Annotated in this window: 18 protein-coding genes; 7 read left to right on the top strand and 11 right to left on the bottom strand. The window is 59.8% G+C overall.

The features are described from left to right. Window positions 1-368 precede the first annotated feature (368 nt). The 3 genes from pflB to ycaO all read right to left on the bottom strand — a co-directional run bounded on the left by pflB (window position 369) and on the right by ycaO (window position 5,685). Window positions 369-2,651, bottom strand: a complete 2,283-nt coding sequence (gene pflB / locus ACRCYW_RS17595; protein WP_438551309.1) for a formate C-acetyltransferase — start codon at window positions 2,649-2,651, stop codon at window positions 369-371. A gap of 41 nt (window positions 2,652-2,692) precedes the next feature. Further along, entirely contained in the window at window positions 2,693-3,541 is an 849-nt protein-coding gene (gene focA, locus ACRCYW_RS17590; protein WP_438551308.1) for a formate transporter FocA, read from the bottom strand. Window positions 3,542-3,924: 383 nt separating this feature from the next. Next, a complete protein-coding gene (ycaO, locus tag ACRCYW_RS17585; protein ID WP_438551307.1) occupies window positions 3,925-5,685 on the bottom strand; it encodes a 30S ribosomal protein S12 methylthiotransferase accessory factor YcaO in 1,761 nt (586 codons plus the stop codon). A 288-nt stretch (window positions 5,686-5,973) separates the two neighbouring features. On the opposite strand from ycaO, the gene ACRCYW_RS17580 reads away from it, so the two are divergent. Continuing rightward, window positions 5,974-6,672, top strand: a complete 699-nt coding sequence (locus tag ACRCYW_RS17580; protein WP_438551306.1) for a B3/B4 domain-containing protein — start codon at window positions 5,974-5,976, stop codon at window positions 6,670-6,672. A gap of 307 nt (window positions 6,673-6,979) precedes the next feature. On the opposite strand, the gene sugE is transcribed toward ACRCYW_RS17580, so the two are convergent. Further along, on the bottom strand, window positions 6,980-7,294 hold the full coding sequence (sugE, locus tag ACRCYW_RS17575) for a quaternary ammonium compound efflux SMR transporter SugE (protein ID WP_438551305.1): 315 nt from the start codon (window positions 7,292-7,294) through the stop codon (window positions 6,980-6,982). A gap of 338 nt (window positions 7,295-7,632) precedes the next feature. Here sugE and asd point away from each other — a divergent pair, with 338 nt between their 5' ends. Further along, complete coding sequence (asd, locus tag ACRCYW_RS17570) at window positions 7,633-8,745, top strand: aspartate-semialdehyde dehydrogenase (protein ID WP_332501254.1); 1,113 nt, start codon at window positions 7,633-7,635, stop codon at window positions 8,743-8,745. A gap of 125 nt (window positions 8,746-8,870) precedes the next feature. On the opposite strand, the gene cspD is transcribed toward asd, so the two are convergent. Continuing rightward, window positions 8,871-9,089, bottom strand: coding sequence for a cold shock-like protein CspD (gene cspD, locus ACRCYW_RS17565; RefSeq protein ID WP_005300025.1), 219 nt, complete (start codon window positions 9,087-9,089; stop codon window positions 8,871-8,873). 228 nt (window positions 9,090-9,317) lie between these two features. Between cspD and clpS the strand changes: the two genes are divergently transcribed. Beyond that, window positions 9,318-9,635, top strand: coding sequence for an ATP-dependent Clp protease adapter ClpS (gene clpS / locus ACRCYW_RS17560; RefSeq protein WP_438551304.1), 318 nt, complete (start codon window positions 9,318-9,320; stop codon window positions 9,633-9,635). A gap of 60 nt (window positions 9,636-9,695) precedes the next feature. Then, a complete protein-coding gene (clpA, locus tag ACRCYW_RS17555; RefSeq protein WP_438551303.1) occupies window positions 9,696-11,948 on the top strand; it encodes an ATP-dependent Clp protease ATP-binding subunit ClpA in 2,253 nt (750 codons plus the stop codon). 69 nt (window positions 11,949-12,017) lie between these two features. On the opposite strand, the gene infA is transcribed toward clpA, so the two are convergent. From infA to aat, 3 genes are all read right to left on the bottom strand, one after another. Next, on the bottom strand, window positions 12,018-12,236 hold the full coding sequence (gene infA / locus ACRCYW_RS17550) for a translation initiation factor IF-1 (protein ID WP_005300033.1): 219 nt from the start codon (window positions 12,234-12,236) through the stop codon (window positions 12,018-12,020). Window positions 12,237-12,304: 68 nt separating this feature from the next. Beyond that, window positions 12,305-13,021 carry an arginyltransferase gene (locus ACRCYW_RS17545; protein ID WP_438551302.1) on the bottom strand — a complete coding sequence of 239 codons (717 nt, stop codon included), beginning with the start codon at window positions 13,019-13,021 and terminating at the stop codon, window positions 12,305-12,307. Beyond that, entirely contained in the window at window positions 13,018-13,725 is a 708-nt protein-coding gene (gene aat, locus ACRCYW_RS17540) for a leucyl/phenylalanyl-tRNA--protein transferase (protein WP_438551301.1), read from the bottom strand. The genes ACRCYW_RS17545 and aat overlap by 4 nt, the downstream gene beginning before the upstream one ends. Before the next feature lie 16 nt (window positions 13,726-13,741). On the opposite strand from aat, the gene ACRCYW_RS17535 reads away from it, so the two are divergent. Further along, complete coding sequence (locus ACRCYW_RS17535; RefSeq protein WP_438551300.1) at window positions 13,742-14,212, top strand: glycine zipper 2TM domain-containing protein; 471 nt, start codon at window positions 13,742-13,744, stop codon at window positions 14,210-14,212. Window positions 14,213-14,330: 118 nt separating this feature from the next. Here the strand turns inward: ACRCYW_RS17535 and ACRCYW_RS17530 are convergent, their stop codons facing one another. The 3 genes from ACRCYW_RS17530 to ald all read right to left on the bottom strand — a co-directional run bounded on the left by ACRCYW_RS17530 (window position 14,331) and on the right by ald (window position 17,880). Beyond that, window positions 14,331-15,572, bottom strand: a complete 1,242-nt coding sequence (locus tag ACRCYW_RS17530) for a diguanylate cyclase (protein ID WP_438551299.1) — start codon at window positions 15,570-15,572, stop codon at window positions 14,331-14,333. A gap of 57 nt (window positions 15,573-15,629) precedes the next feature. After that, window positions 15,630-16,580: a thioredoxin-disulfide reductase gene (gene trxB / locus ACRCYW_RS17525; RefSeq protein WP_438551298.1), complete on the bottom strand. Its 951-nt coding sequence runs from the start codon at window positions 16,578-16,580 to the stop codon at window positions 15,630-15,632. Window positions 16,581-16,764: 184 nt separating this feature from the next. Beyond that, window positions 16,765-17,880: an alanine dehydrogenase gene (ald, locus tag ACRCYW_RS17520; RefSeq protein ID WP_438551297.1), complete on the bottom strand. Its 1,116-nt coding sequence runs from the start codon at window positions 17,878-17,880 to the stop codon at window positions 16,765-16,767. Between the two features lie 150 nt (window positions 17,881-18,030). On the opposite strand from ald, the gene lrp reads away from it, so the two are divergent. Together lrp and ACRCYW_RS17510 are read left to right on the top strand one after the other, a co-directional pair. Continuing rightward, on the top strand, window positions 18,031-18,522 hold the full coding sequence (lrp, locus tag ACRCYW_RS17515; protein WP_005300047.1) for a leucine-responsive transcriptional regulator Lrp: 492 nt from the start codon (window positions 18,031-18,033) through the stop codon (window positions 18,520-18,522). A 198-nt stretch (window positions 18,523-18,720) separates the two neighbouring features. Next, the gene (locus ACRCYW_RS17510) at window positions 18,721-21,216 is read left to right on the top strand and encodes a DNA translocase FtsK 4TM domain-containing protein (RefSeq protein ID WP_438551296.1); all 2,496 of its coding nucleotides are present in this window, start codon (window positions 18,721-18,723) and stop codon (window positions 21,214-21,216) included. The last annotated feature ends 18 nt before the right edge of the window (window positions 21,217-21,234 follow it).

The following is a 21,234-nucleotide window of genomic DNA, read 5'->3' as shown; positions in this document are numbered from 1 at the left end:
AGTACCTGAGTACCTGAGTACCTGAGTACCTGAGTACCTGAGTACCTGAGTACCTGAGTACCTGAGTACCTGAGTACCTGAGTACCTGAGTACCTGAGTACCTGAGTACCTGAGTACCTGAGTACCTGAGTACCTGCGTACCTGAGTGCCTGAGTGCCTGAGTGCCTGTGAGCGCATCGGTGCATCAAGCGCAGGAGGGGAGTGGAGAGGGGCATAGCGAGGGGCGTTAGGAGGCCAATGTCTGGTCGAGCGTGCGGGTCAAAGCCCACAAACCAGCGGGTCTGCGAGGTGGGCAGCGGCTTGCACAGCGGCCAACAGCCATAAAAAAACCGGCGCCTGGGCGCCGGTTTCTGTTCACCGAGACTCTATTACAGAGAGGCGGTGAAGGTACGGGTGATGACGTCTTGCTGTTGCTCCTTGGTCAAGGAGTTGAAGCGAACGGCATAACCGGATACGCGGATGGTCAACTGCGGATATTTTTCCGGATTTTCCATGGCGTCCAGCAGCATTTCACGGTTCATCACGTTGACGTTCAGGTGCTGACCACCTTCCAGGTTGGCTTCGTGGTGGAAGTAACCATCCATCAGGCCAGCCAGGTTGGCTTTCTGGGCTTCCATGTCTTTACCCAGGGCGTTCGGTACGATGGAGAAGGTATAGGAGATACCATCTTTGGCGTAGGCAAACGGCAGCTTGGCGACGGAAGTCAGTGAAGCAACGGCACCCTTCTGGTCACGACCGTGCATCGGGTTGGCACCCGGGCCGAACGGTGCACCGGCGCGACGGCCATCCGGGGTGTTACCAGTTTTCTTGCCGTACACCACGTTGGAGGTGATGGTCAGCACGGACTGGGTCGCCACGGCGCCACGGTAGGTGTTGAGCTTCTGGATCTTCTTCATGAAGCGCTCGACCAGGTCACAGGCGATGTCATCGACGCGAGCGTCGTTGTTACCGAACTGCGGGTACTCGCCTTCGATCTCGAAGTCGATGGAGACGCCATCGGCATCACGTACCGGCTTGACCTTGGCGTACTTGATGGCAGACAGGGAGTCGGCCGCAACAGACAGACCGGCGATGCCGCAAGCCATGGTGCGATAGACGTCACGGTCGTGCAGCGCCATCAGGGAGGCTTCGTAGCTGTACTTGTCGTGCATGTAGTGGATGATGTTCAGGGCGGCGACGTACTGCTTGGCCAGCCAGTCCATGAAGTGATCCAGACGATCCATCACGTCGTTGTACTCGAGGTACTCGGACTTGACCATTTCGGTCTTGGGACCGACCTGGATCTTCAGCTTCTCGTCCATACCGCCGTTGATTGCATACAGCATGGTCTTGGCCAGGTTGGCACGGGCACCGAAGAACTGCATCTGTTTGCCGACGATCATCGGGGACACACAGCAAGCGATGGCATAGTCATCGTTGTTGAAGTCCGGACGCATCAGGTCGTCGTTCTCGTACTGAACGGAAGAGGTCTCGATGGATACCTTGGCGCAGTACTTCTTGAAACCGACCGGCAGCTTCTCGGACCACAGGATGGTCAGGTTCGGCTCGGGGGACGGACCCATGGTGTACAGGGTGTTCAGCATACGGAAGCTGTTCTTGGTGACCAAGGTGCGGCCATCAACGCCCATACCGGCCAGGGTCTCGGTGGCCCACATCGGGTCGCCGGAGAACAGTGAATCGTATTCCGGGGTACGCAGGAAGCGAACCATGCGCAGCTTCATGACCATGTGGTCCATCAGCTCCTGGGCTTCTTGCTCGGTGATCAGGCCCTTCTTCAGATCACGTTCGATGTACACGTCCAGGAAGCTGGAGGTACGACCGAAGGACATGGCGGCACCGTTCTGGGACTTGACCGCCGCCAGGTAGGCGAAGTAGGTCCACTGTACGGCTTCCTTGGCGTTCTTGGCCGGTACGGAGATGTCGCAGCCATATTTGGCGGCCATTACCTTCATCTGGGCCAGGGCACGGTGCTGCTCGGAGATCTCTTCGCGCAGACGGATGGTGGCTTCCAGGTTGACACCGTTTTCCAGATCGGCCTGCAGGGACTTGAACTGGGCCAGTTTGTCGGCCATCAGGAAGTCGATACCGTACAGGGCGACACGGCGGTAGTCACCGATGATACGGCCACGGCCGTAGGCATCCGGCAGACCGGTGATGACGCCGGACTTGCGGCAGTTCAGGATGTCTTTGGTGTAGACATCGAACACGCCCTGGTTGTGGGTCTTGCGGTATTCGGTGAAGATCTTCTCGACCATGGGGTCGAGCTGACGGCCGTACACTTCGCAGGAAGTCTTGACCATCTTGATACCGCCGTTGGCGATGATGGCGCGCTTGAGCGGCTTGTCAGTCTGCAGACCGACGATCTGCTCCAGGCTCTGGTCGATATAGCCGGCATCGTGAGCGGTAATGGTGGAGGGCAGGTCGGTATCAAAATCGACCGGCGCGTGAGTGCGGTTCTCGATCTTGATGCCTTCCATGACCTTGTCCCACAGCTTGGTGGTGGCTTCGGTCGCGCCAGCCAGGAAGGACTCGTCACCTTCATAGGGGGTGTAGTTCTTCTGGATGAAATCACGGGTGTTGACAGAGGTCTGCCATTCACCGGCTGCGAAGCCTTCCCATGCTTGTTGGAACTGTTCGTTAAGTTCTGCCATTTTCATTACCTCTCAAGGTATTTATGTGTCTGTCGCCGTCCTTAATGATGGCGACGGAAGATAAACCAGTAAGTCAAACCAACCATAACGCCACCACCGATGATATTGCCAATGGTGACCGGAATGAGGTTGTGTAGAACGAAGTTGGATACGGTCAGGTCGGCGAAGGTTGCCGGATCCTGGCCGATGGCCTGCCAGAATTCCGGACCGGCCACGCTGTGAATCGCGATGCCAACCGGGATCATAAACATGTTTGCGATGCTGTGCTCAAAACCGGAGGCCACGAACATGGCGACGGGGAGCAGCATGACCATCACCTTGTCGGTGGCACTGCGGGCGCCGAACGCCATCCACACGGCGAGACACACCATGAGGTTGCAGAGAATGCCGAGGGCGACGGCTTCTAAGAAGCTGTGGTGGATCTTGTGCTGGGCGACGTTGAGGGCATTGAGGCCCCACTGGCCGTTGTCGGCGGTGTACTCGGCGGACATGATGATGAGCGCCACCATGATGAGGCCGCCGATCAGGTTACCAAAATAAACCAGGCCCCAGTTCTTGAACAGCTGAGCCCAACTGATGCGATTGGCCGCCTTGGCCACCAGGGTCAGGGTGGTGGAGGTGAACAGCTCGGCACCGAGCAGCACGCAGAGGATGAGGCCCAGGGAGAAGCAGAGGCCGCCCACCAGCTTGGACATGCCCCAGGACATGCCGCTGCTGCCGGTGGTGACGGTGATATAGAAGATGAACGCGATGGCGATGAAGGCGCCGGCGGTGATGGCCAGGGGGATGACCTTGTATGCAGGCTTGGTGGCCTTGGCATAAGTAATGTCTTCGGCCAGTGCGGCGATGGCTTCGGGCTTGAGACAATCAAAGGGAGATTCTGCTTTCAATTCTCATGTACCTGCATATTTTGCCTGTGGAAATCATAACAAAGGGCCATTTCGTCAAAATTGACTCGGATCAAGAATTACAGATTGTGAATGTAATTTTACTACAGAAATTTGACCCCGCTGGCAGCTTGACTTTACACCCGATTTCATGTGAAACAGAAATGCAATTTACATTAAGTTGATGATTTTATGTGTTTAAATTTTATTTTTTGCAAAAATATATCGTCAATCTATCTTTGCGACAGCCCCGCACAGAAGCCGCTTGGTTGACAACCCCCTTAGGGGTATTTTTTGTTATTTATTTCATCTCTGAATGACAAACCGCCCAAAGCGTAGACCATAAAACAGAAGGGGCCATCAGGCCCCTTCGTCACACTCCCACATCAGGCCCAGGAATGGGCGCGTTTGGCCTTCTGTAGCTTCTCATAGGCCGCCAGCAGCTTCTGGTGCAGCGGGAACTGGGTGAGAGACAGGTCCGCGGTTTCCAGGCCGTGGAAGCGTGCCTCGCCACGGGCGTGGGCCCAGGCCTCGGCCAGGGTCGCTTCCCCGAACATGCGGGCGAACACGGGGCGGTACTGCTCGGGATCGCGCTCCTCGTCCAGGAACAGCTCGACGCAGGCGCGCAGGGCGCGGTAATAGTTGGCGCGGGCCGCCGGGAACACCGACTGGTTGAACTCCATGGTCCAGTCGATGAGATCCAGCGCACTCTCCAGCTCGCCTGCGGCCAGCGCCAGCATGGCCTTGAGCTCACCGATCCGCAGGGTGTGCAGGGCAGTGCCCTTGGTGGCGGCGATGCCGAGCAGCTCGCGCACCCGGGTGCGCTCGTCGTGACCCTCTTCATCCAGCTGATCGAACAGGGCCATGTACTGCTCGGCATCCCACTCCAGGGACGGCAGCGCCAGGATCACTTCCCGCAGGTGTGCGCCCATGGTGTTGTTGGCCAGCAGCAGATCCTCGACCGGATAGATGTCGGACATGCCGGGCACCAGGATGCGACAGGCGTAGACGCCAAGGTGCTCGTAGTCGGCGATGTAGACCGGCTGCTCCAGCTCGTGGAAGATGCCGATCAGGTGATCGAACTCCTCCTGGGAGGTGCCACGGAAGTCCCAATCGGCGAACTCGAAGTCCGCATCCTGCTTGAACAGATCCCAGCTGATGAGGCCGGAGGAGTCGATGAAGTGGGTCTCCAGATTGTGGTGATCCGCCACCTGCTCATTGTCAAACGAAGGGGGCACGAACACGTCCAGATCCTTCAGGCCACGGCCTTGCAGCAACTCGGTGACGGTGCGCTCGAACGCCACTTCGAAGCGAGGATGGGCACCGAAGGAGGCGAAGCAGGTGCCGTTGCTCGGGTTGAGCAGCACCACGCAGATGACGGGGTAACGACCGCCCAGGGAGGCATCAAAGCTGTAGATGGGGAAGCCTTCGGCCTCCAGCGCATCAATGGAGGCCTTGATACCGGGATAGCGGGCGATCACCTCGGCCGGAATTTCCGGCAGGCTGATGGCCTCGGCGATGATCTTGTTCTTCACGTGGCGCTCGAACACCTCGGACAGACCCTGAGTGCGGGCCTCGGTCTTGGTGTTGCCGGCGCTCATGCCGTTGGAGACATAGAGGTTGCCGATGATGTTCATCGGAATGTAGACGGTGTGGTGATCGGACTGACGCTCGAACGGCAGCGCGACGATGCCGCGGCCCTCGTTGCCAGATTGCAGATCCACCAGCATGTCGGCGGTCACTTCCCCGTCCGGGTTGTAGAACTTGCGGGTGAAGCTGTCGAGCAGGCCGGCGGGCAGCTGATCCCCCTCGATGGGGAACCACTTCTCGTTCGGATAGTGAACGAAGTCACCATTCGCTACCTGCTCGCCCAGATAGAAGTCGGCGAAGAAGTAGTTGGTGGAGAGACGCTCGAAATACTCGCCGAGGGCGGAGGCCAGCGCCGCCTTCTTGCTGGCACCCTTGCCGTTGGTGAAGCAGAGGGCGCACTCCTTGTCGCGGATATGCACGGACCAGACGTTGGGCACGGGGTTGAGCCAGGAGGCTTCCTCGATATCAAACCCCAGGGCTTGCAGCTTGGTCTGGAAGCGTTCGATGGAGTCTTCCAGCGCCGCGTCCTTGCCGGGAATAAAGGTGTGGTCGGTCATCACAATATCCTGATTTTATTGACTCATGTTAGGCCGCAGATAATAGCATGAGTCGGCGGGGACGCGGCGAGGACTATCCCACTCCAGGGGCGCTGCAGAGTGTCATCGGCGCCCTATATGCCCCTTCTTCATTAGTTTCTCTAAACAATATTAAGAAAAAGTAGTTTTTTTTATGGGCTTTCAGCCGCCATGATGGGCCCTCTTGCTTCGGGAGGTGAGAAACGCCACGCACTGATGCGGGTCGCCCTGCATGATTGCCTGCCCAGAGCCAATTTATCGGGAGTTGCTATGCCATTGATGACACCACAGATCGCACCCGGCGTGACCGCCCTGGCACCGGGATTTCGGGCCCTGAGCATTCTGGTCGACGGGGCCCCCATCGTCGATGCCGAGGTCGGCAGCCGGGCGCTGGCGCGGGCCTGCCAGTCGGTCGCGGCGGGGGAGGTCCCCTGGGCTCAGGATCACCTCAATGCCTGGGACGAGATATTCAAGCGCTTCGGCGCCAAGCCCCAGCGTTTTCCTTGCTCGGCCCAGGCCCTGCGCAAACGGGTGTTGCGGGACGGCTCGTTGCCCTGCATCGATCCCGTGGTGGATCTCTATAACGCCATCAGCATCGAGTACGCCATCCCGGTGGGCGGCGAAGATCTCACAGCCTATGAGGGGGCGCCGCGCCTCATAGTCGCCGACGGCAGCGAGCTGTTCGACACCATTAAGGAGGGCGCACCTGCCCATGAGAGCCCGGAGCCGGGGGAGGTGGTGTGGCGCGATGACAAGGGTGTGACCTGCCGGCGCTGGAACTGGCGCCAGGGGATCAGAACCCGGCTCAGTGCCGAGTCCGGCCAGATGTGGTTCATCCTGGAGAGCCTGCCGCCGATGCCGCTCTCGGCGCTGCAGGAGGCCGGCGATCGGTTGATCGAGGGATTGAAGCAGATGATGCCGGAGGCCCGCATCAAGCATGAGCTGATCGGCTGCCTGACGGAGGTATAGAGCTTCCGAGGTGTAAGTAAGCTAAGCGGCGTAATATAGGCAAGCAGAAGGTGGTCACCCTGGGTGGCCATTTTTATGCACGCGGGTTTCGGATTACAGGGCTGGGATGCGAGCGCCGACCCAGGGATCAATGCAGGAACAGGGCAGCGAAAGATGCTGCCTCATATCTGTCCAGCAGACAAAACAGGATGAAAAATTGCACCAGGCAGTGGGATGTCGGCATGGATCTGTGCCGCTCGGCATGGGTCAGCACAGGGGTCACAGGGATGGGGCAGGGGATCGGTCAGTCCGATCCCCTTTTTATTGGTTAGCCAATAAACTTCAGCCCCAGGATGCCGCCGATGATCAGCATCAGGCAGAGCACCCGTGCCAGGGTGGCGGGCTCGTTGAACAGCCAGATCCCCATCAGCACTGTGCCGACGGCGCCTATGCCGGTCCAGACCGCGTAGGCGGTGCCAAGGGGCAGCTGTTTGACCGCCATGGCGAGCAAGAATACGCTCACCCCCATGGCAAAGAGGGTCAGCAGGGTGGGGAGGGGGCGGCTGAAGCCGTCTGTGTATTTGAGGCCTATGGCCCAGGCGACCTCGAACAGGCCGGCCAGTAGCAGGAGTAACCACGCCATCAGGGAGTTTCCAGAGGGGCAGGGTCGTCCCTGCGAGAGGAGGAGCCTCGGGGTCGTCCCCGAGGGGCGGCATGGCCGCCAAGTCGAGCCCATCATGCCCCAAAGCGGCCCTGACTGCCAAGGGACGTCAGCGGCGGAGGCGCCGCGGTGGATATTGCGGCAATCGACACAGAATATTGCGCAATTCGACTTGCGCCCGCCGCGACAATCCGTAATGTGGACAGACGCATGCGTGCAACACTCTTCTTGTGATCCATTTGTAAACGGACCCCGCGTCCGGCAAGGGGTTGCGACGTTTAATACACAGTTTCTATAGCAGCTATCCAGGGTAGGACATTATGAAAAAAGTAGGTTTGGTCGGTTGGCGTGGCATGGTGGGTTCGGTGCTGATGAGCCGGATGCAGGAAGAGAAAGACTTTGCCCGCATTCAGCCCACCTTCTTCACCACCTCCCAGGCCGGTGAGGCCGCCCCCAACTTCGGCGTCGATGCCGGCACCTTGCAGGATGCCTTCGACATCGACGCGCTGGCGGCCCAGGAGATCATCATCACGGCCCAGGGTGGCGACTACACCAAGGATGTCTATCCGCGCCTGCTGGCCGCCGGCTGGAAGGGCTACTGGATCGATGCCGCCTCCTCCCTGCGCATGGACAAGGACGCCGTCATCATCCTGGATCCGGTCAACGGCGACGTCATCGACGAGGCCCTGGCCAAGGGCGTCAAGACCTTCGTCGGCGGCAACTGCACCGTCAGCCTGATGCTGCTGGCCCTGGGCGGCCTGTTCAAGGCAGACCTGGTGGAGTGGGTGAGCGTGGCCACCTATCAGGCCGCCTCCGGTGGCGGTGCCCGTCATATGCGCGAGCTGGTCACCCAGATGGGGCTGCTGCGGGACGAAGTGGCGGTGGAGCTGGCGGATCCCGCCTCCGCCATCCTCGACATCGAGCGCAAGATCACCGAGAAGACCCGCTCCGGCACCCTGCCGGTGGACAACTTCGGCGTGCCGCTGGCCGGTGGCCTCATCCCCTGGATCGACACCAAGCTCGACAACGGCCAGAGCCGTGAGGAGTGGAAGGGCCAGGCGGAGACCAACAAGATTCTCGGCATCGAAGACGCCGCCATCCCGGTGGACGGCCTCTGCGTGCGCATCGGCGCCCTGCGCTGCCACAGCCAGGCCTTCACCATCAAGCTCAAAAAAGACGTGCCGCTGGCCGAGATCGAGGCGCTGATCGCCGCCCACAACGACTGGGTCAAGGTGATCCCGAACGATCGCGACATCACAGCCCGGGAGCTGACCCCGGCCGCCGTCACCGGCACCCTCAGCATCCCGGTGGGGCGTCTGCGCAAGCTCAACATGGGCCCGGAGTACCTGGCCGCCTTCACCGTGGGCGATCAGCTGCTGTGGGGGGCCGCCGAGCCCCTGCGCCGCATGCTGAACATTTTGCTGGCGCGCTAGCGACGGCCGCTTGCTCGTCTCAGACAACAAAAAGGAAGGCATGGCCTTCCTTTTTCTCAGGGATCCTCCCAATAAAAAACGGCAGCCGCATGGTCTGCCGTTTTTTAATTTATCCAGTTTGACTCTTACATGTTCTGTGCTTCGTTTGGCACGATGACAGAGGCGTGATTTCCTTTCGGCCCCTGCTGCAGTTCAAAGTTGACTGCCTGACCTGCTTTCAAGGTCTTGTAACCTTCCATTTGAATCGTGGAGTAGTGAGCGAAGATATCTTCACCACCGCCTTCCGGACAGATAAACCCAAATCCTTTTGCGTTGTTGAACCACTTGACTGTTCCGGTTGCCATACATCTACATCCTTTTATTGATTACCCTGAAGTCGTTGAGTAACCTGCGCCAGCCTTATATAACTAGAGCATCAGCCCATAGCAGACGGGCGCCGATTAGCAAGTAACCAATCTAGTCCAACTTTTGAGCGAGTCAAGAAGTTGTTAACAACCGATGTGATCTGGTTAACAAGTCTATTGACAATCTTCGACGAGACGGTAGTAATCTAGAGGTACCAAAGCGCAATTATGAGCAAGCAGAAAGAACTCTTTGCTAATGAAGAGATTGCAGAAGCAGAGAAAACGAAGCTGCAACCGCCATCCATGTACAAGGTCGTGTTGAACAACGATGACTACACGCCCATGGAGTTCGTGGTGGAGGTGCTGCAAAGGTTCTTTGGTATGGATCTGGACAAGGCGACTCAGGTCATGCTGAGTGTGCATTATAGTGGTAAGGGAGTCTGCGGCACCTTCACTGCCGAGATTGCCGAGACCAAGGTAGTCCAGGTCAACACCTACGCACGTAACAACGAACATCCACTGCTATGTACCATGGAAAAGGCTTGAATCTGATGACTTGATGGCGATAACGACACCGCATTGTGGTTGTACTGAGGGGAGGTGCCTATGTTGAACAAAGATCTAGAAAAGACGCTGAACGAGGCTTTCAAGCTGGCCCGTGACGAGCGCCACGAATTCATGACCGTCGAGCACCTGTTGTTAGCCCTGCTGGATAACAGCTCAGCCCATGAGGCGCTGAGTTCATGTGGTGCGGACGTGGAGCAACTGCGCAAGGAAATCCGCGCATTCATCAATCAGACTACTCCGCTCATCCCTCGCGATGACGAAGACCGTGAAACCCAACCCACCCTGGGCTTCCAGCGCGTGCTGCAACGGGCCGTGTTCCATGTCCAATCCTCCGGCAACACCGAGGTGAGCGGTGCCAATGTGCTGGTCGCCATCTTCAGCGAGCAGGAGTCCCAGGCCGCCTACTTCCTGAAAAAGGCCGAGATAAGCCGGCTGGATGTGGTGAACTTCCTCTCCCATGGGGTGCGCAAGGACAGCAAACCCGAGAGTGGCGGCAACAGTCCTGAGTCTGACGACGAGGTCTCTTCCGCCCAGATCGAGAGCTTCGCCACCAACCTCAACCAGCTGGTGCTGGAGGGGCGTATCGACCCCCTCATCGGGCGGGATCAGGAGCTCAACCGTACCATCCAGGTGCTCTGCCGCCGCCGCAAGAACAACCCCCTGCTGGTGGGGGAGGCCGGTGTGGGCAAGACCGCCATCGCCGAGGGGCTGGCCTATCGCATCGTCAAGGGGGATGTGCCCGAGGTGATTGCGGGCAGCACCATCTACTCTCTGGACATGGGTTCCCTGCTGGCGGGCACCAAGTATCGCGGTGACTTCGAGAAGCGCCTCAAGGTGCTGCTCAAGCAGATAGAGCGCCAGGAAGGGGCCATCCTCTTCATCGACGAGATCCACACCATCATAGGTGCGGGTGCCGCGTCCGGCGGCCAGCTGGATGCCGCCAACCTCATCAAGCCGCTGCTCTCCAATGGCTTGCTGCGCTGCGTCGGTTCCACCACCTATCAGGAGTATTCCCAGATCTTCGAGAAAGACCGCGCCCTGGCGCGCCGATTCCAGAAGATAGACATCGTCGAGCCGAGCGTGGACGACACCACCCGTATCCTGATGGGGCTCAAGAGCCGCTATGAGTCGCACCACGGCGTACGTTACACCGTGAAGGCGATCCGGGCCGCGGTGGAGCTCTCCGCCAAGTACATCAACGACCGCCACTTGCCGGACAAGGCCATCGATGTGATCGATGAGGCGGGGGCGGGCCAGCGTTTGTTGCCAGCCAGCAAGCGTAAAAAAGTGATCAATGTGCCGGAGATTGAAGCCATCGTGGCCAAGATCGCCCGCATCCCGGAGAAATCGGTCTCTTCCTCCGACAAGGAAGTGCTGAAGAATCTGGAGCGCAACCTCAAGATGGTGGTGTTCGGGCAGGACAAGGCCATTACCGTGCTGACCGATGCCATCCGTCTGTCACGCTCCGGTCTTGGCAACGAGCGCAGACCGGTGGGCTGCTTCCTGTTTGCCGGCCCCACCGGGGTGGGCAAGACAGAGGTCACCCAGCAACTGGGCAAGGCGCTCGGGGTCGAGGTGCTGCGTTTCGACATGTCCGAATACATGGAGCGCCATACCGTCTCCCGCCTGATTGGGGCGCCTCCCGGTTATGTGGGCTTCGAGCAGGGTGGGCTCTTGACCGATTCCGTGCTCAAGCACCCTCACTCCGTGGTGTTGCTGGACGAGATCGAGAAGGCACATCCGGATGTGTTCAACCTGCTGTTGCAGGTGATGGACAACGGTACTCTGACGGATAACAACGGCCGCAAGGCGGATTTCCGCAACGTGATCTTGGTGATGACCACCAACGCCGGCGTGCAGGAGACCCAGCGCAAGTCCATCGGCTTCCAGCAACAGGACATGAGCCACGACGCCATGGCGGTGATCAACAAAACCTTCAGCCCGGAATTCCGTAACCGGCTCGATCACACCATCTGGTTTAACCATCTGGACATGCAGGTGATCCACCAGGTCGTCGACAAGTTCATCGTCGAACTGCAGGTGCAGCTGGATGCCAAGGGGGTATCCCTCGAGGTATCAGAAGGGGCGCGTCACTGGCTGGCAGAGAAGGGATATGACAGGGCCATGGGTGCCAGACCCATGGGGCGGGTCATTCAGGAACACCTCAAGAAGCCGTTGGCCAACGAGATCCTGTTCGGCTCCCTGGTCGATGGGGGTGTGGTGAAAGTGGAGCTGGTGAATGACAGCCTCAGCTTTGATTTTCAGGTCAATGTTGAAGCTGTGTCTCACTAAAGCCGACTAACGACAGAAATAGCAAAAAACCCCAACCGAAAGGCTGGGGTTTTTTGCTGAATTCCTGGCTTAGCGAGAGCGGAAAACAATACGTCCCTTGGAGAGATCGTACGGAGTCAGAGCCACCGTTACTTTGTCCCCAGTCAGGATACGGATGTAGTTTTTGCGCATCTTGCCGGAAATATGAGCGATAACCACGTGACCATTTTCCAGTTCCACACGGAACATGGTATTGGGCAAGGTTTCGAGAATGGTACCCTGCATCTCAATACTGTCTTCTTTAGCCATTGAATCCTCTTGATAAGCCACAACAAAAAACCGCTGGATCATGCCGGATTTAAGGCTATGTGTAAAGTTTACTCGGGCTTGGCATCGATCTTTTTCCATTCCCCCTGTACCAGCAGCTCGTGGGGCAGGTACTGGCGTTTGTAATTCATCTTGCGGCACGCCTCCACCAGATAACCCAGATACAGCCAACTGCGGCCTGTCCGCCGGGCCAGTTCCAACTGACTCAGGATGGCGAAGGTCCCCAGAGAGCGATCGGCATAGTCCGGATCGAAGAAGGTATACATGGCGCTCAGGGAGTGAGGCAGCAGATCCGTGGTGGCGACCCCGATGAGGCGCCCCTCCTTGCGCATTTCCAGATAGAGCGGGGGCATCCAGTCACAGTGCAGGAAGCCCTTGTACTGGGTGCGACTGGGGGGGTACATGCTGCCATCGCGGTGACGCTCGCGGATGTAGCGCTCGTAGAGCTGATAATACTCGGGCTTGTCGTCGTAGCTCAGCACCAGCTCGAGATCCCGATTCTGATGACGCACGCGCTTTTGACCCCGGCTCGGCACGAAGTGTTCGCTGTGGATCCGCAGGGACTGGCAGGCGCTGCAGGCCGGGCAGTGGGGGCGATAGATGTCATTGCCGCTGCGCCGAAACCCCGCCGTCAGCAGCCGTTCGTAACCGTTGGCATTGAGCAGGTCGTGATCCATCAGCACCAGCAACTGCTCCTGCTCCTGCCCCAGGTAGCTGCACGGGTGTCTGGGGGTCAGCCCGACTTTCAGGATCACTTCTTCGGTCATAGGCTGATGCTCCTCGGCAGCCAGCAGCCTTCCTGCAGGGGCTGCTGGGACAGCCTGTTCAAGGCGCTCAAGAATTGCGGCCTCGGCCACTGCTGGATCCCCAACGTGGCGAGGAAATCGTTCTGCATCTGGCAATCGATGAGGGCGCCGCCATGGCGGCCGAAGTGACGACAGAGCGCGACCATGGCCAGCTTGGCGCCGTTGTCGATGCGGCTGAACATGGACTCGCCGCAGAAGAGGCGCCCGAGTGAGAGCCCATACAGCCCGGCTTGCAGCTCGCCATCCTGCCAGATCTCGACGGAGTGGGCATGGCCAAGGCGATGGAGTTGTTGATAGGCGTCGATCATGGGCGTGCTTATCCAGGTTCCGCTGGCATTGCGACGGGGGGCGGCGCAGGCCACTATCACCTCATTAAAGGCACGATTGACGGAAATATCGAATGAGGTTCGGCGGATAAACTTGTGAAGGCTGCGGCCGATGTGCAGTTGCTCGGGTTCGACCACGCCCCTGGGATCCGGTGACCACCACAGCAGCGGCTGGTGGGGCTCATTCCACGGGAAGATCCCCCTGTGATAAGCTGCCAGCAGACGGTCAGGGGAGAGATCCCCCCCGATGGCCAACAGGCCGTTGGGCTCTTCCAGCGCGTGGCGGGGATCGGGAAACCAGCACAGCTCATCATCCAGTTGGGTGAGATAGCGAGACATAAGACGAGGTTCACAGATGAAGGCCATTATCCTGATAGTATCCAGCTTGCTCGGCTTTGTCACGGCAACCGCCTGGGCCGCGCCTTATGAGCGCAACACGGCGCGCCCCGTGGATCAGGTGGTGTTTGGTCAAGTGGATACGGTGCGCAACATCACCCAGCGCCAGATAGTGGAATCCGAGCACAGTGGCTGGAAGACCCTGGGCGGCGCCGTGCTGGGAGGTCTGCTTGGCAACCAGTTTGGTGGCGGTCATGGGCGGGAAATAGCGACCGCCGTGGGGGCGCTCGCGGGGGCGGCCGCGGTGCAGCAGTACCAGTCCGGCGGCAGCGTGGTAGAGAACAAGCTGGTGGAGCTGCTCATTCGCAACGAACAAAACGGGCTCATCAACGTGATCCAGGATTACGATCCGGCCATGGTATTCGCGAGTGGTGACAAGGTGCGCATTCTCTATTTCAGCGATGGCGTGCGGGTCGACAAGACCTACTGAGCGGTCAACGGGTGGCAAGGCATAGAGATAAAGAGATAAAGGAAGAGGGGATATTTACCCGGCGCTGCCGCAAGAGGGCGGGCCGGGCGGTACTACACGGAGTGCCTTGGCGAGATGCTCAGGCTTCCTGACACACTATCTTGTCGCGACCTGTGTTCTTCGCCAGATAGAGCTGGCGATCCGCTTCGGACAGTGCCTCATCCATGGAGAGCCGCCCGACGTTGATGACGCCAAAGCTGGCGCGCACAAAGAGCGGTGTCTCCCGGGAGAGGGGCTGCTGGCGCATCTGCTGGCGCAGACCCTCCAGCCGTTTGAGCAGGACAGGCACGGTGCAATGGGGCACCATCAGGGCGAACTCCTCGCCACCGAAGCGGGCGATCATGGCATCGGGGAAGAACTGGGCGAGCAGCCGGGTCAAATGGCAGAGCAGCTGATCGCCGATGGCATGGCCCCAGTGATCGTTGACCTGCTTGAAGTGATCCACATCGAGTACGCAGAGGGAGATCTGTGTCTGCTGCTGTTGATGCTCCTCGAACCACTTCTGACCCTCGTTGAACCAGTAACGCCGGTTGTAGAGCCCTGTCAGGTAGTCGCGGTTGGCGGATTCCTGAATGCTGTTGAACTGCTCTAGGGCTTCCAGGTTGTGACTGACCCGGCACTGCAGTTCCTCGGGCTCGAACGGCTGGTTGAGAAAGTCGTTCGCCCCCTGCTTGAGGTAGCGCGCCGAGAGGCCACGCTTGTCCGACACAGAGATCCCTATGATGGCGAGCTGCTGCTTGCTGTAGCGCTCGCGCAGCATGCGTACCAGACTGATGCCGTCGATCTCCGGCATGTAGTAGTCCACCAGCACCAGCCGAATGGCCGGATGCTGCTCCAGCAGGGTCAGGGCATCGCGGGCGCAATTGGCCTCATGGACCAGCAGCAGTTGTTTGCGCAGCTGGGCCATGGTGCGATGGCGGGAGGTAAGGGAGTCATCCACCACCAGTACCTCGATGGCCTGATTGAGGTAGAGGCGATGCACCAGGCTGACGGCGTATTGGAGGGAGTGACGTGAATCCTTCATCACATAATCCAGCACTCCGGCCTCCAGCCAGGCTTCCCGCTTCTCCTCGCTGATGTCGGCGGTGAGGATCACCACCGGCAGGCCCTGCGCCAGCAGGACGCTGACCGCCTCTCCGCTCGGGGCGTCCGGCAGGGTGAGATCCACCAGCGCCACCACATACTCTTCCCCCTGGCAATGACGGGCCCCCGCCAGGGTATCGAAGGCATCAACCTCCAGCCCGGTCTGCTGGGCGATGGCCTGGATCAACATCCGGCGGATCGTCAGGCTGTCTTCGACTATCAATATTTTTCGCTTCATCCGGCTCCTTAAAAAGAAAAGGGCATGCCTCTTGGCATGCCCTTTATATCCTTGTGCTTATTGCGCGTCCAGATATCGCTCCGCATCCAGCGCCGCCATGCATCCTGTGCCGGCGGAGGTGATGGCCTGGCGATAGACGTGGTCGGCCACGTCACCGGCGGCGAAGACCCCCTCGATGCTGGTCTGGGTGGCGAAACCTTCGAGACCGCCACGGACCTTGAGGTAGCCATTCTCCATCGCCAGCTGGCCGGCGAAGATCTGGGTGTTGGGCTGGTGGCCGATGGCGATGAAGACCCCCATCAGCGGCAGCTCGGTGGTGCTGTCGTCCCGGGTGCTGCGCAGACGCACGCCGGTTACGCCCATCTCATCCCCCAGCACTTCGTCCAGGGTCTGGTGGGTGTGCAGGACTATGTTGCCGCTCGCCACCTTGTCGTGCAGGCGCTTGATCAGGATCTTCTCGGCGCGGAACTCGTCGCGGCGATGAATGAGGTGCACCTTCTTGGCGATATTGGCCAGATAGAGCGCCTCTTCCACGGCGGTGTTGCCGCCGCCGACCACGGCCACTTCCTGGTTGCGATAGAAGAAGCCGTCACAGGTGGCGCAGGCGGAGACGCCGCGACCCTTGAAGGCCTCTTCCGAGGGCAAGCCCAGATATTTGGCGGAGGCGCCGGTGGCGATGATGAGTGCATCGCAGCTGTATTCACCGTTGTCACCCTTGAGGTGGAACGGACGCTGGGTCAACTCCACCTCATTGATGTGATCGAACAGGATGCGGGTATCGAATTTTTCGGCATGGGCCTGCATGCGCTCCATCAGGGCCGGGCCGGTCAACCCTTCCGTATCACCCGGCCAGTTTTCCACTTCGGTGGTGGTGGTCAGCTGACCACCTTGCTGCATGCCGGTGATCAGCAGGGGGTTGAGGTTGGCGCGGGCGGCGTAGACGGCGGCGGTGTAGCCTGCCGGGCCGGATCCCAGGATCAGCAGTTTGCTGTGAGTGACTTGGCTCATGATGTGATTTCCGAGACGTGATGAGTTTGCGCGATTGTAGGTAATTCGTGATCTGGGGTCAAAGGCCAGCGCATCGATTGTGGCAATCGTCCGGGAAGGGCAGAGGACGCAGGAAAAATGCCATAAAAAAACCGCCCATCGCGGGCGGATTTTCACTCATCGACTCACCCCGGCGGGGGAGGGATCAGTTCAACAGGGTCAGGGGATCTGTGTAGGCCAGATGGTGCGCCTCGGCCACTTCCCGGCAGGTGATCTTGCCCGCCATCACGTTCAGGCCGTGCAGCAGGTGGGGATCGCCGAGCAGCGCCTTGCGATAACCCTGATCCGCCAGCCGGATGATGAAGGGCAGGGTGGCGTTGTTGAGGGCCACGGTGGAGGTCCGCGCCACGGCGCCCGGCATGTTGGCCACACAGTAGTGCACCACCTCGTCCACGATGAAGGTGGGATCCTGGTGGGTGGTGGCGTGGGAGGTCTCCACACAGCCACCCTGATCGATGGCCACGTCGACCACGGCGGAACCGGGCTTCATGCGCGCAATGTGGTCACGGCTGACAAGTTTTGGCGCAGTGGCGCCGGGCACCAGCACGCCGCCGATGACCAGATCCGCCGCCAGTATGTGGCGCTCCAGGGTCTCGCGGTTGGAGTAGACCACCTTGGCCGATCCCTGGAACTCGCTGTCGAGGCGGCGAAGGGTGTCGATGTTGTTGTCGAGTATGGTGACGTCCGCGCGCAGGCCGATGGCCATGCGGGCCGCGTTGGAGCCAACCACACCGCCGCCGATGATCACCACCTTGGCTGGTTCGACACCGGGCACGCCGCCGAGCAGCACGCCGCTACCGCCGCGGGATTTTTCCAGCGCCTGGGCACCCGCCTGAATAGACATGCGTCCGGCCACCTCAGACATGGGGGCCAGCAGGGGTAGGCCGCCACGGGCATCGGTGACGGTCTCGTAGGCGATGCAGACGGCGCCGCTGTCCACCAGTTCCCGGGTCTGAGCCAGGTCTGGCGCCAGATGCAGGTAGGTGAACAGGGTCTGGCCCGGGCGCAGCATGGCGCGCTCGACAGCCTGGGGCTCCTTGACCTTGACGATCATCTCCGCCTTGGCGAAAACATCGGCAGCGGAGGCCAATATTTCGGCGCCGGCAGCCAGATAATCTGCGTCAGTGAAGCCAATGCCACTTCCCGCCCCGCTTTGCACGAAAACAGTATGGTTTCGTGCTGTCAGTTCACGTACACTGGCCGGAACCATGCCTACGCGATATTCATGGTTTTTTATTTCCTTAGGTACACCGATAATCATGCTATCCCTCGTCTATCGATTGGTGGTTTATGTTGCCAACATGTTAAGCAACATTTGCGCCTAGTATATTCAGGTATTGACAGGATTTGTGACCATTATTATAAAATGACTGGTGATTCTTACCAAAAAATAGCCAAAGGATGGAATTAAATGATGGAAGCTAAGAGTCGGCTGAAGGATTTGGACAGGATTGACCGCAACATTTTGAACGAACTGCAAAAGGACGGCAGGATCTCGAATGTTGAGTTGTCCAAGCGAGTTGGCCTGAGTCCTACACCGTGTCTGGAACGGGTTCGTCGCCTCGAGCGACAAGGTTATATCGAAGGATATGCCGCCATTCTGAACCCTCATTATCTTGACGCGTCCCTGCTGGTATTCGTGGAAATTACCCTCAATCGCGGTGCTCCCGACGTGTTTGAGCAGTTCAACAAGGCTGTTCAGGTACTCGAAGAGATCCAGGAGTGCCATTTGGTCTCCGGCGATTTCGACTATCTGCTCAAGACCCGCGTCAGCGACATGTCGGCTTACCGCCGCCTGCTCGGGGAGACGCTGCTGCGCCTGCCCGGTGTCAACGACACCCGCACCTACGTGGTGATGGAAGAGGTGAAGCAGAGCAGTCGCCTGGTGATCAGCACCCGCTAAGGTGGGTTGTGCTGTGACTTGCAACTACGATGACGAGTCACGATAGTCAGAAACGAGCGGCTGGTCCGCTCGTTTCTTCTTATCAGCCTGGTTGTGACCAGGGTTCCGCCCGCAGGCACAGGCTGACAATCGGTGGGCTTTTCAGGGATACTAGGCCACCTATCCCCGCATTACATGTTTTCAGAAAGGAGCCGGAGTTTGGCCGATAAAAAGCTGTTTACTCCTTTGTCAGGTACCCAACGGATCTTCGAGGCCGTCTTGATCGCCATCACCCTGATGGCTGCCTACCTTTTACTCGCCTTGTTGTCCTATCACCCCGCCGATCCCGGCTGGTCCCAAACCTCCTGGCAGGGGGATGTGAAAAACCTGGCAGGCAGTGCCGGCGCCTGGCTTGCCGATATCACCATGTTCACCTTCGGTGCCTTCTCCTATCTGGTTCCCCCCCTGGTAGTGCTGCTCGGCTGGAGCCTGTTCTGGCGTCCGAGCAAGCTGCTGGAGGTGGATTACCTCACCCTGTCGGTACGCATCATCGGCTTCGTATTGACGGTGCTCGGCATGTCCGCCATCGCCAGCATGAATTTCAACGATCTGCAGAACTTCTCCGCCGGTGGCCTGGTGGGGGACGTGATCGCCTCCGCCGTGGTGCCGCTGTTTGGCGGCGTCGGTGCCAACCTGATGCTGCTCTGCTTCGTGGCCACCGGCATCACCCTGTTCACCGGCTGGTCCTGGCTCACCATAGTCGAGCGCATCGGTGCGAGCTGCACCGGCAGCGTCAGCGCCATCTACCATTTCCCCACCACGCTCGGTCGCTGGCTGACCGGTGGCTGGCGTCAGCCCCGCATGGAGGGGCCGGATCCCTTGCTGGAAGGGGGCCCGAGTGGCATCGATCTCGATGACGAGGACGAGCCTCACAGCAGCTGGACCCGTCGCCCCAAGGCGGTCGGCAAGGTGCAAAAGACAAGATCTGACGAATACCTGCCGGAACTGGACGAAGATACCTTCCAGTTCGATCCGCAGTTTGATGACGACGAGGACGAGGCGCCGGCACCCAGGGCCAAGCGCGCCGTCAAAGCACGCCCGCAGCAGATAATGGCAAGCGAGGACGAAGATGATCTCGACCTGCCCTGGGCGGACGGTGAGGATGAACCCGCCGCACCCGTTGCCGTGGCCCCCAAGGCCAAGCGTCGCCCGCAGCCCAACATGGCGCCCCTGCCTAGCCTGGAGTTGCTGGACAGACCCCCTGCCAAGACCCAGATGATGAGCAAGGACGAGCTGGACCGCATGGGCCGGCTGGTGGAGGCCAAGCTCGCCGATTACAACGTTCAGGCCAAGGTGGTCGGCGTCTATCCGGGCCCCGTCATCACCCGCTTCGAGCTGGATCTCGCCCCTGGCATGAAGGCGAGCAAGATAACCAACCTCTCCCGGGACTTGGCCCGTTCCCTCTCCGCCAGCAGCGTGCGGGTGGTGGAAGTCATTCCCGGCAAGACCTTCGTCGGCATCGAACTGCCGAACCGGGTACGCCAGACCGTCTACCTGCGCGAGACCCTGGACTGCGAGGCCTTCACCGGCAGCCACAACCCGCTCACCATGGGCCTGGGTCAGGACATCGCCGGCGAACCCGTGGTGGTGAACCTTGCCAAGATGCCGCACCTGCTGGTGGCCGGTACCACGGGCTCGGGCAAGTCGGTGGGGGTGAACACCATGATCATCTCCATGCTCTACAAGTCGTCTCCCGAAGATCTGCGCTTCATCATGATCGACCCCAAGATGCTGGAGCTGTCGGTCTACGAGGGGATCCCCCATCTGCTGACCGAAGTCGTGACCGACATGAAGGACGCCGCCAATGCCCTGCGTTGGTGCGTGGGCGAGATGGAACGCCGCTACAAGCTGATGTCGGCGGTCGGGGTGCGCAACCTCAAGGGTTACAACGACAAGGTGTTGGCGGCCGCCGCCGACGGGGAGCCCCTGCGGGATCCCCTGTGGCGCCCGGGCGACTCCATGGATCAGATGCCGCCGGAGCTCGAGAAGCTGCCCCACATCGTGGTGGTGGTGGACGAATTCGCCGACATGATGATGATCGTCGGCAAGAAGGTGGAAGAGCTCATCGCCCGTATCGCCCAGAAGGCGCGGGCCGCCGGTATCCACCTCATCCTCGCGACCCAGCGTCCGTCTGTGGATGTGATAACCGGCCTCATCAAGGCCAACATCCCGACCCGGATCTCCTTCCAGGTCTCGAGCAAGATCGATTCCCGCACCATCTTGGATCAGGGCGGCGCCGAATCCCTGCTCGGCATGGGGGACATGCTCTACATGCCGGCCGGCACCTCCAACCCGACCCGGGTACACGGCGCCTTCGTCGATGACCACGAGGTACACAAGGTGGTGGCGGACTGGAAGCTGCGCGGCGAGCCGGACTACATCGACGAGATCCTCTCTGGCGAATCGGACGGTGAGGGCGGCGGTGGCGACTACGGCGGCGGTGGCGACGAGGAGCTCGACCCCCTGTTCGACGAGGCGGTGGCCTTCGTGGTGGAATCCCGCCGCGGCTCCACCTCCAGCGTGCAGCGCAAGTTCAAGATCGGCTACAACCGGGCGGCCCGTCTCATCGAGCAGATGGAGAACCAGGGTATCGTCAGCTCCCCCGGCGGCAACGGCCAGCGGGACGTGCTGGCACCGCCTCCGGTGCGCGACTAAGCCTTCATATCATCCTGG

Origin of the sequence: Aeromonas sp. (assembly GCF_051657805.1) — a bacterium.
Lineage (GTDB): Bacteria > Pseudomonadota > Gammaproteobacteria > Enterobacterales > Aeromonadaceae > Aeromonas.
This window is presented reverse-complemented; position numbering and strand designations above follow the sequence as displayed.

What these genes read in the sequence shown, in the direction of transcription:
- pflB (WP_438551309.1), bottom strand. Translation starts at nt 2,651, where the DNA reads ATGGCAGAACTTAACGAACAGTTCCAACAAGCATGGGAAGGCTTCGCA.
- ycaO (WP_438551307.1), bottom strand. Translation starts at nt 5,685, where the DNA reads ATGACCGACCACACCTTTATTCCCGGCAAGGACGCGGCGCTGGAAGAC.
- ACRCYW_RS17580 (WP_438551306.1), top strand. Translation starts at nt 5,974, where the DNA reads ATGCCATTGATGACACCACAGATCGCACCCGGCGTGACCGCCCTGGCA.
- sugE (WP_438551305.1), bottom strand. Translation starts at nt 7,294, where the DNA reads ATGGCGTGGTTACTCCTGCTACTGGCCGGCCTGTTCGAGGTCGCCTGG.
- asd (WP_332501254.1), top strand. Translation starts at nt 7,633, where the DNA reads ATGAAAAAAGTAGGTTTGGTCGGTTGGCGTGGCATGGTGGGTTCGGTG.
- cspD (WP_005300025.1), bottom strand. Translation starts at nt 9,089, where the DNA reads ATGGCAACCGGAACAGTCAAGTGGTTCAACAACGCAAAAGGATTTGGG.
- clpS (WP_438551304.1), top strand. Translation starts at nt 9,318, where the DNA reads ATGAGCAAGCAGAAAGAACTCTTTGCTAATGAAGAGATTGCAGAAGCA.
- clpA (WP_438551303.1), top strand. Translation starts at nt 9,696, where the DNA reads ATGTTGAACAAAGATCTAGAAAAGACGCTGAACGAGGCTTTCAAGCTG.
- infA (WP_005300033.1), bottom strand. Translation starts at nt 12,236, where the DNA reads ATGGCTAAAGAAGACAGTATTGAGATGCAGGGTACCATTCTCGAAACC.
- ACRCYW_RS17545 (WP_438551302.1), bottom strand. Translation starts at nt 13,021, where the DNA reads ATGACCGAAGAAGTGATCCTGAAAGTCGGGCTGACCCCCAGACACCCG.
- aat (WP_438551301.1), bottom strand. Translation starts at nt 13,725, where the DNA reads ATGTCTCGCTATCTCACCCAACTGGATGATGAGCTGTGCTGGTTTCCC.
- ACRCYW_RS17535 (WP_438551300.1), top strand. Translation starts at nt 13,742, where the DNA reads ATGAAGGCCATTATCCTGATAGTATCCAGCTTGCTCGGCTTTGTCACG.
- ACRCYW_RS17530 (WP_438551299.1), bottom strand. Translation starts at nt 15,572, where the DNA reads ATGAAGCGAAAAATATTGATAGTCGAAGACAGCCTGACGATCCGCCGG.
- trxB (WP_438551298.1), bottom strand. Translation starts at nt 16,580, where the DNA reads ATGAGCCAAGTCACTCACAGCAAACTGCTGATCCTGGGATCCGGCCCG.
- ald (WP_438551297.1), bottom strand. Translation starts at nt 17,880, where the DNA reads ATGATTATCGGTGTACCTAAGGAAATAAAAAACCATGAATATCGCGTA.
- lrp (WP_005300047.1), top strand. Translation starts at nt 18,031, where the DNA reads ATGATGGAAGCTAAGAGTCGGCTGAAGGATTTGGACAGGATTGACCGC.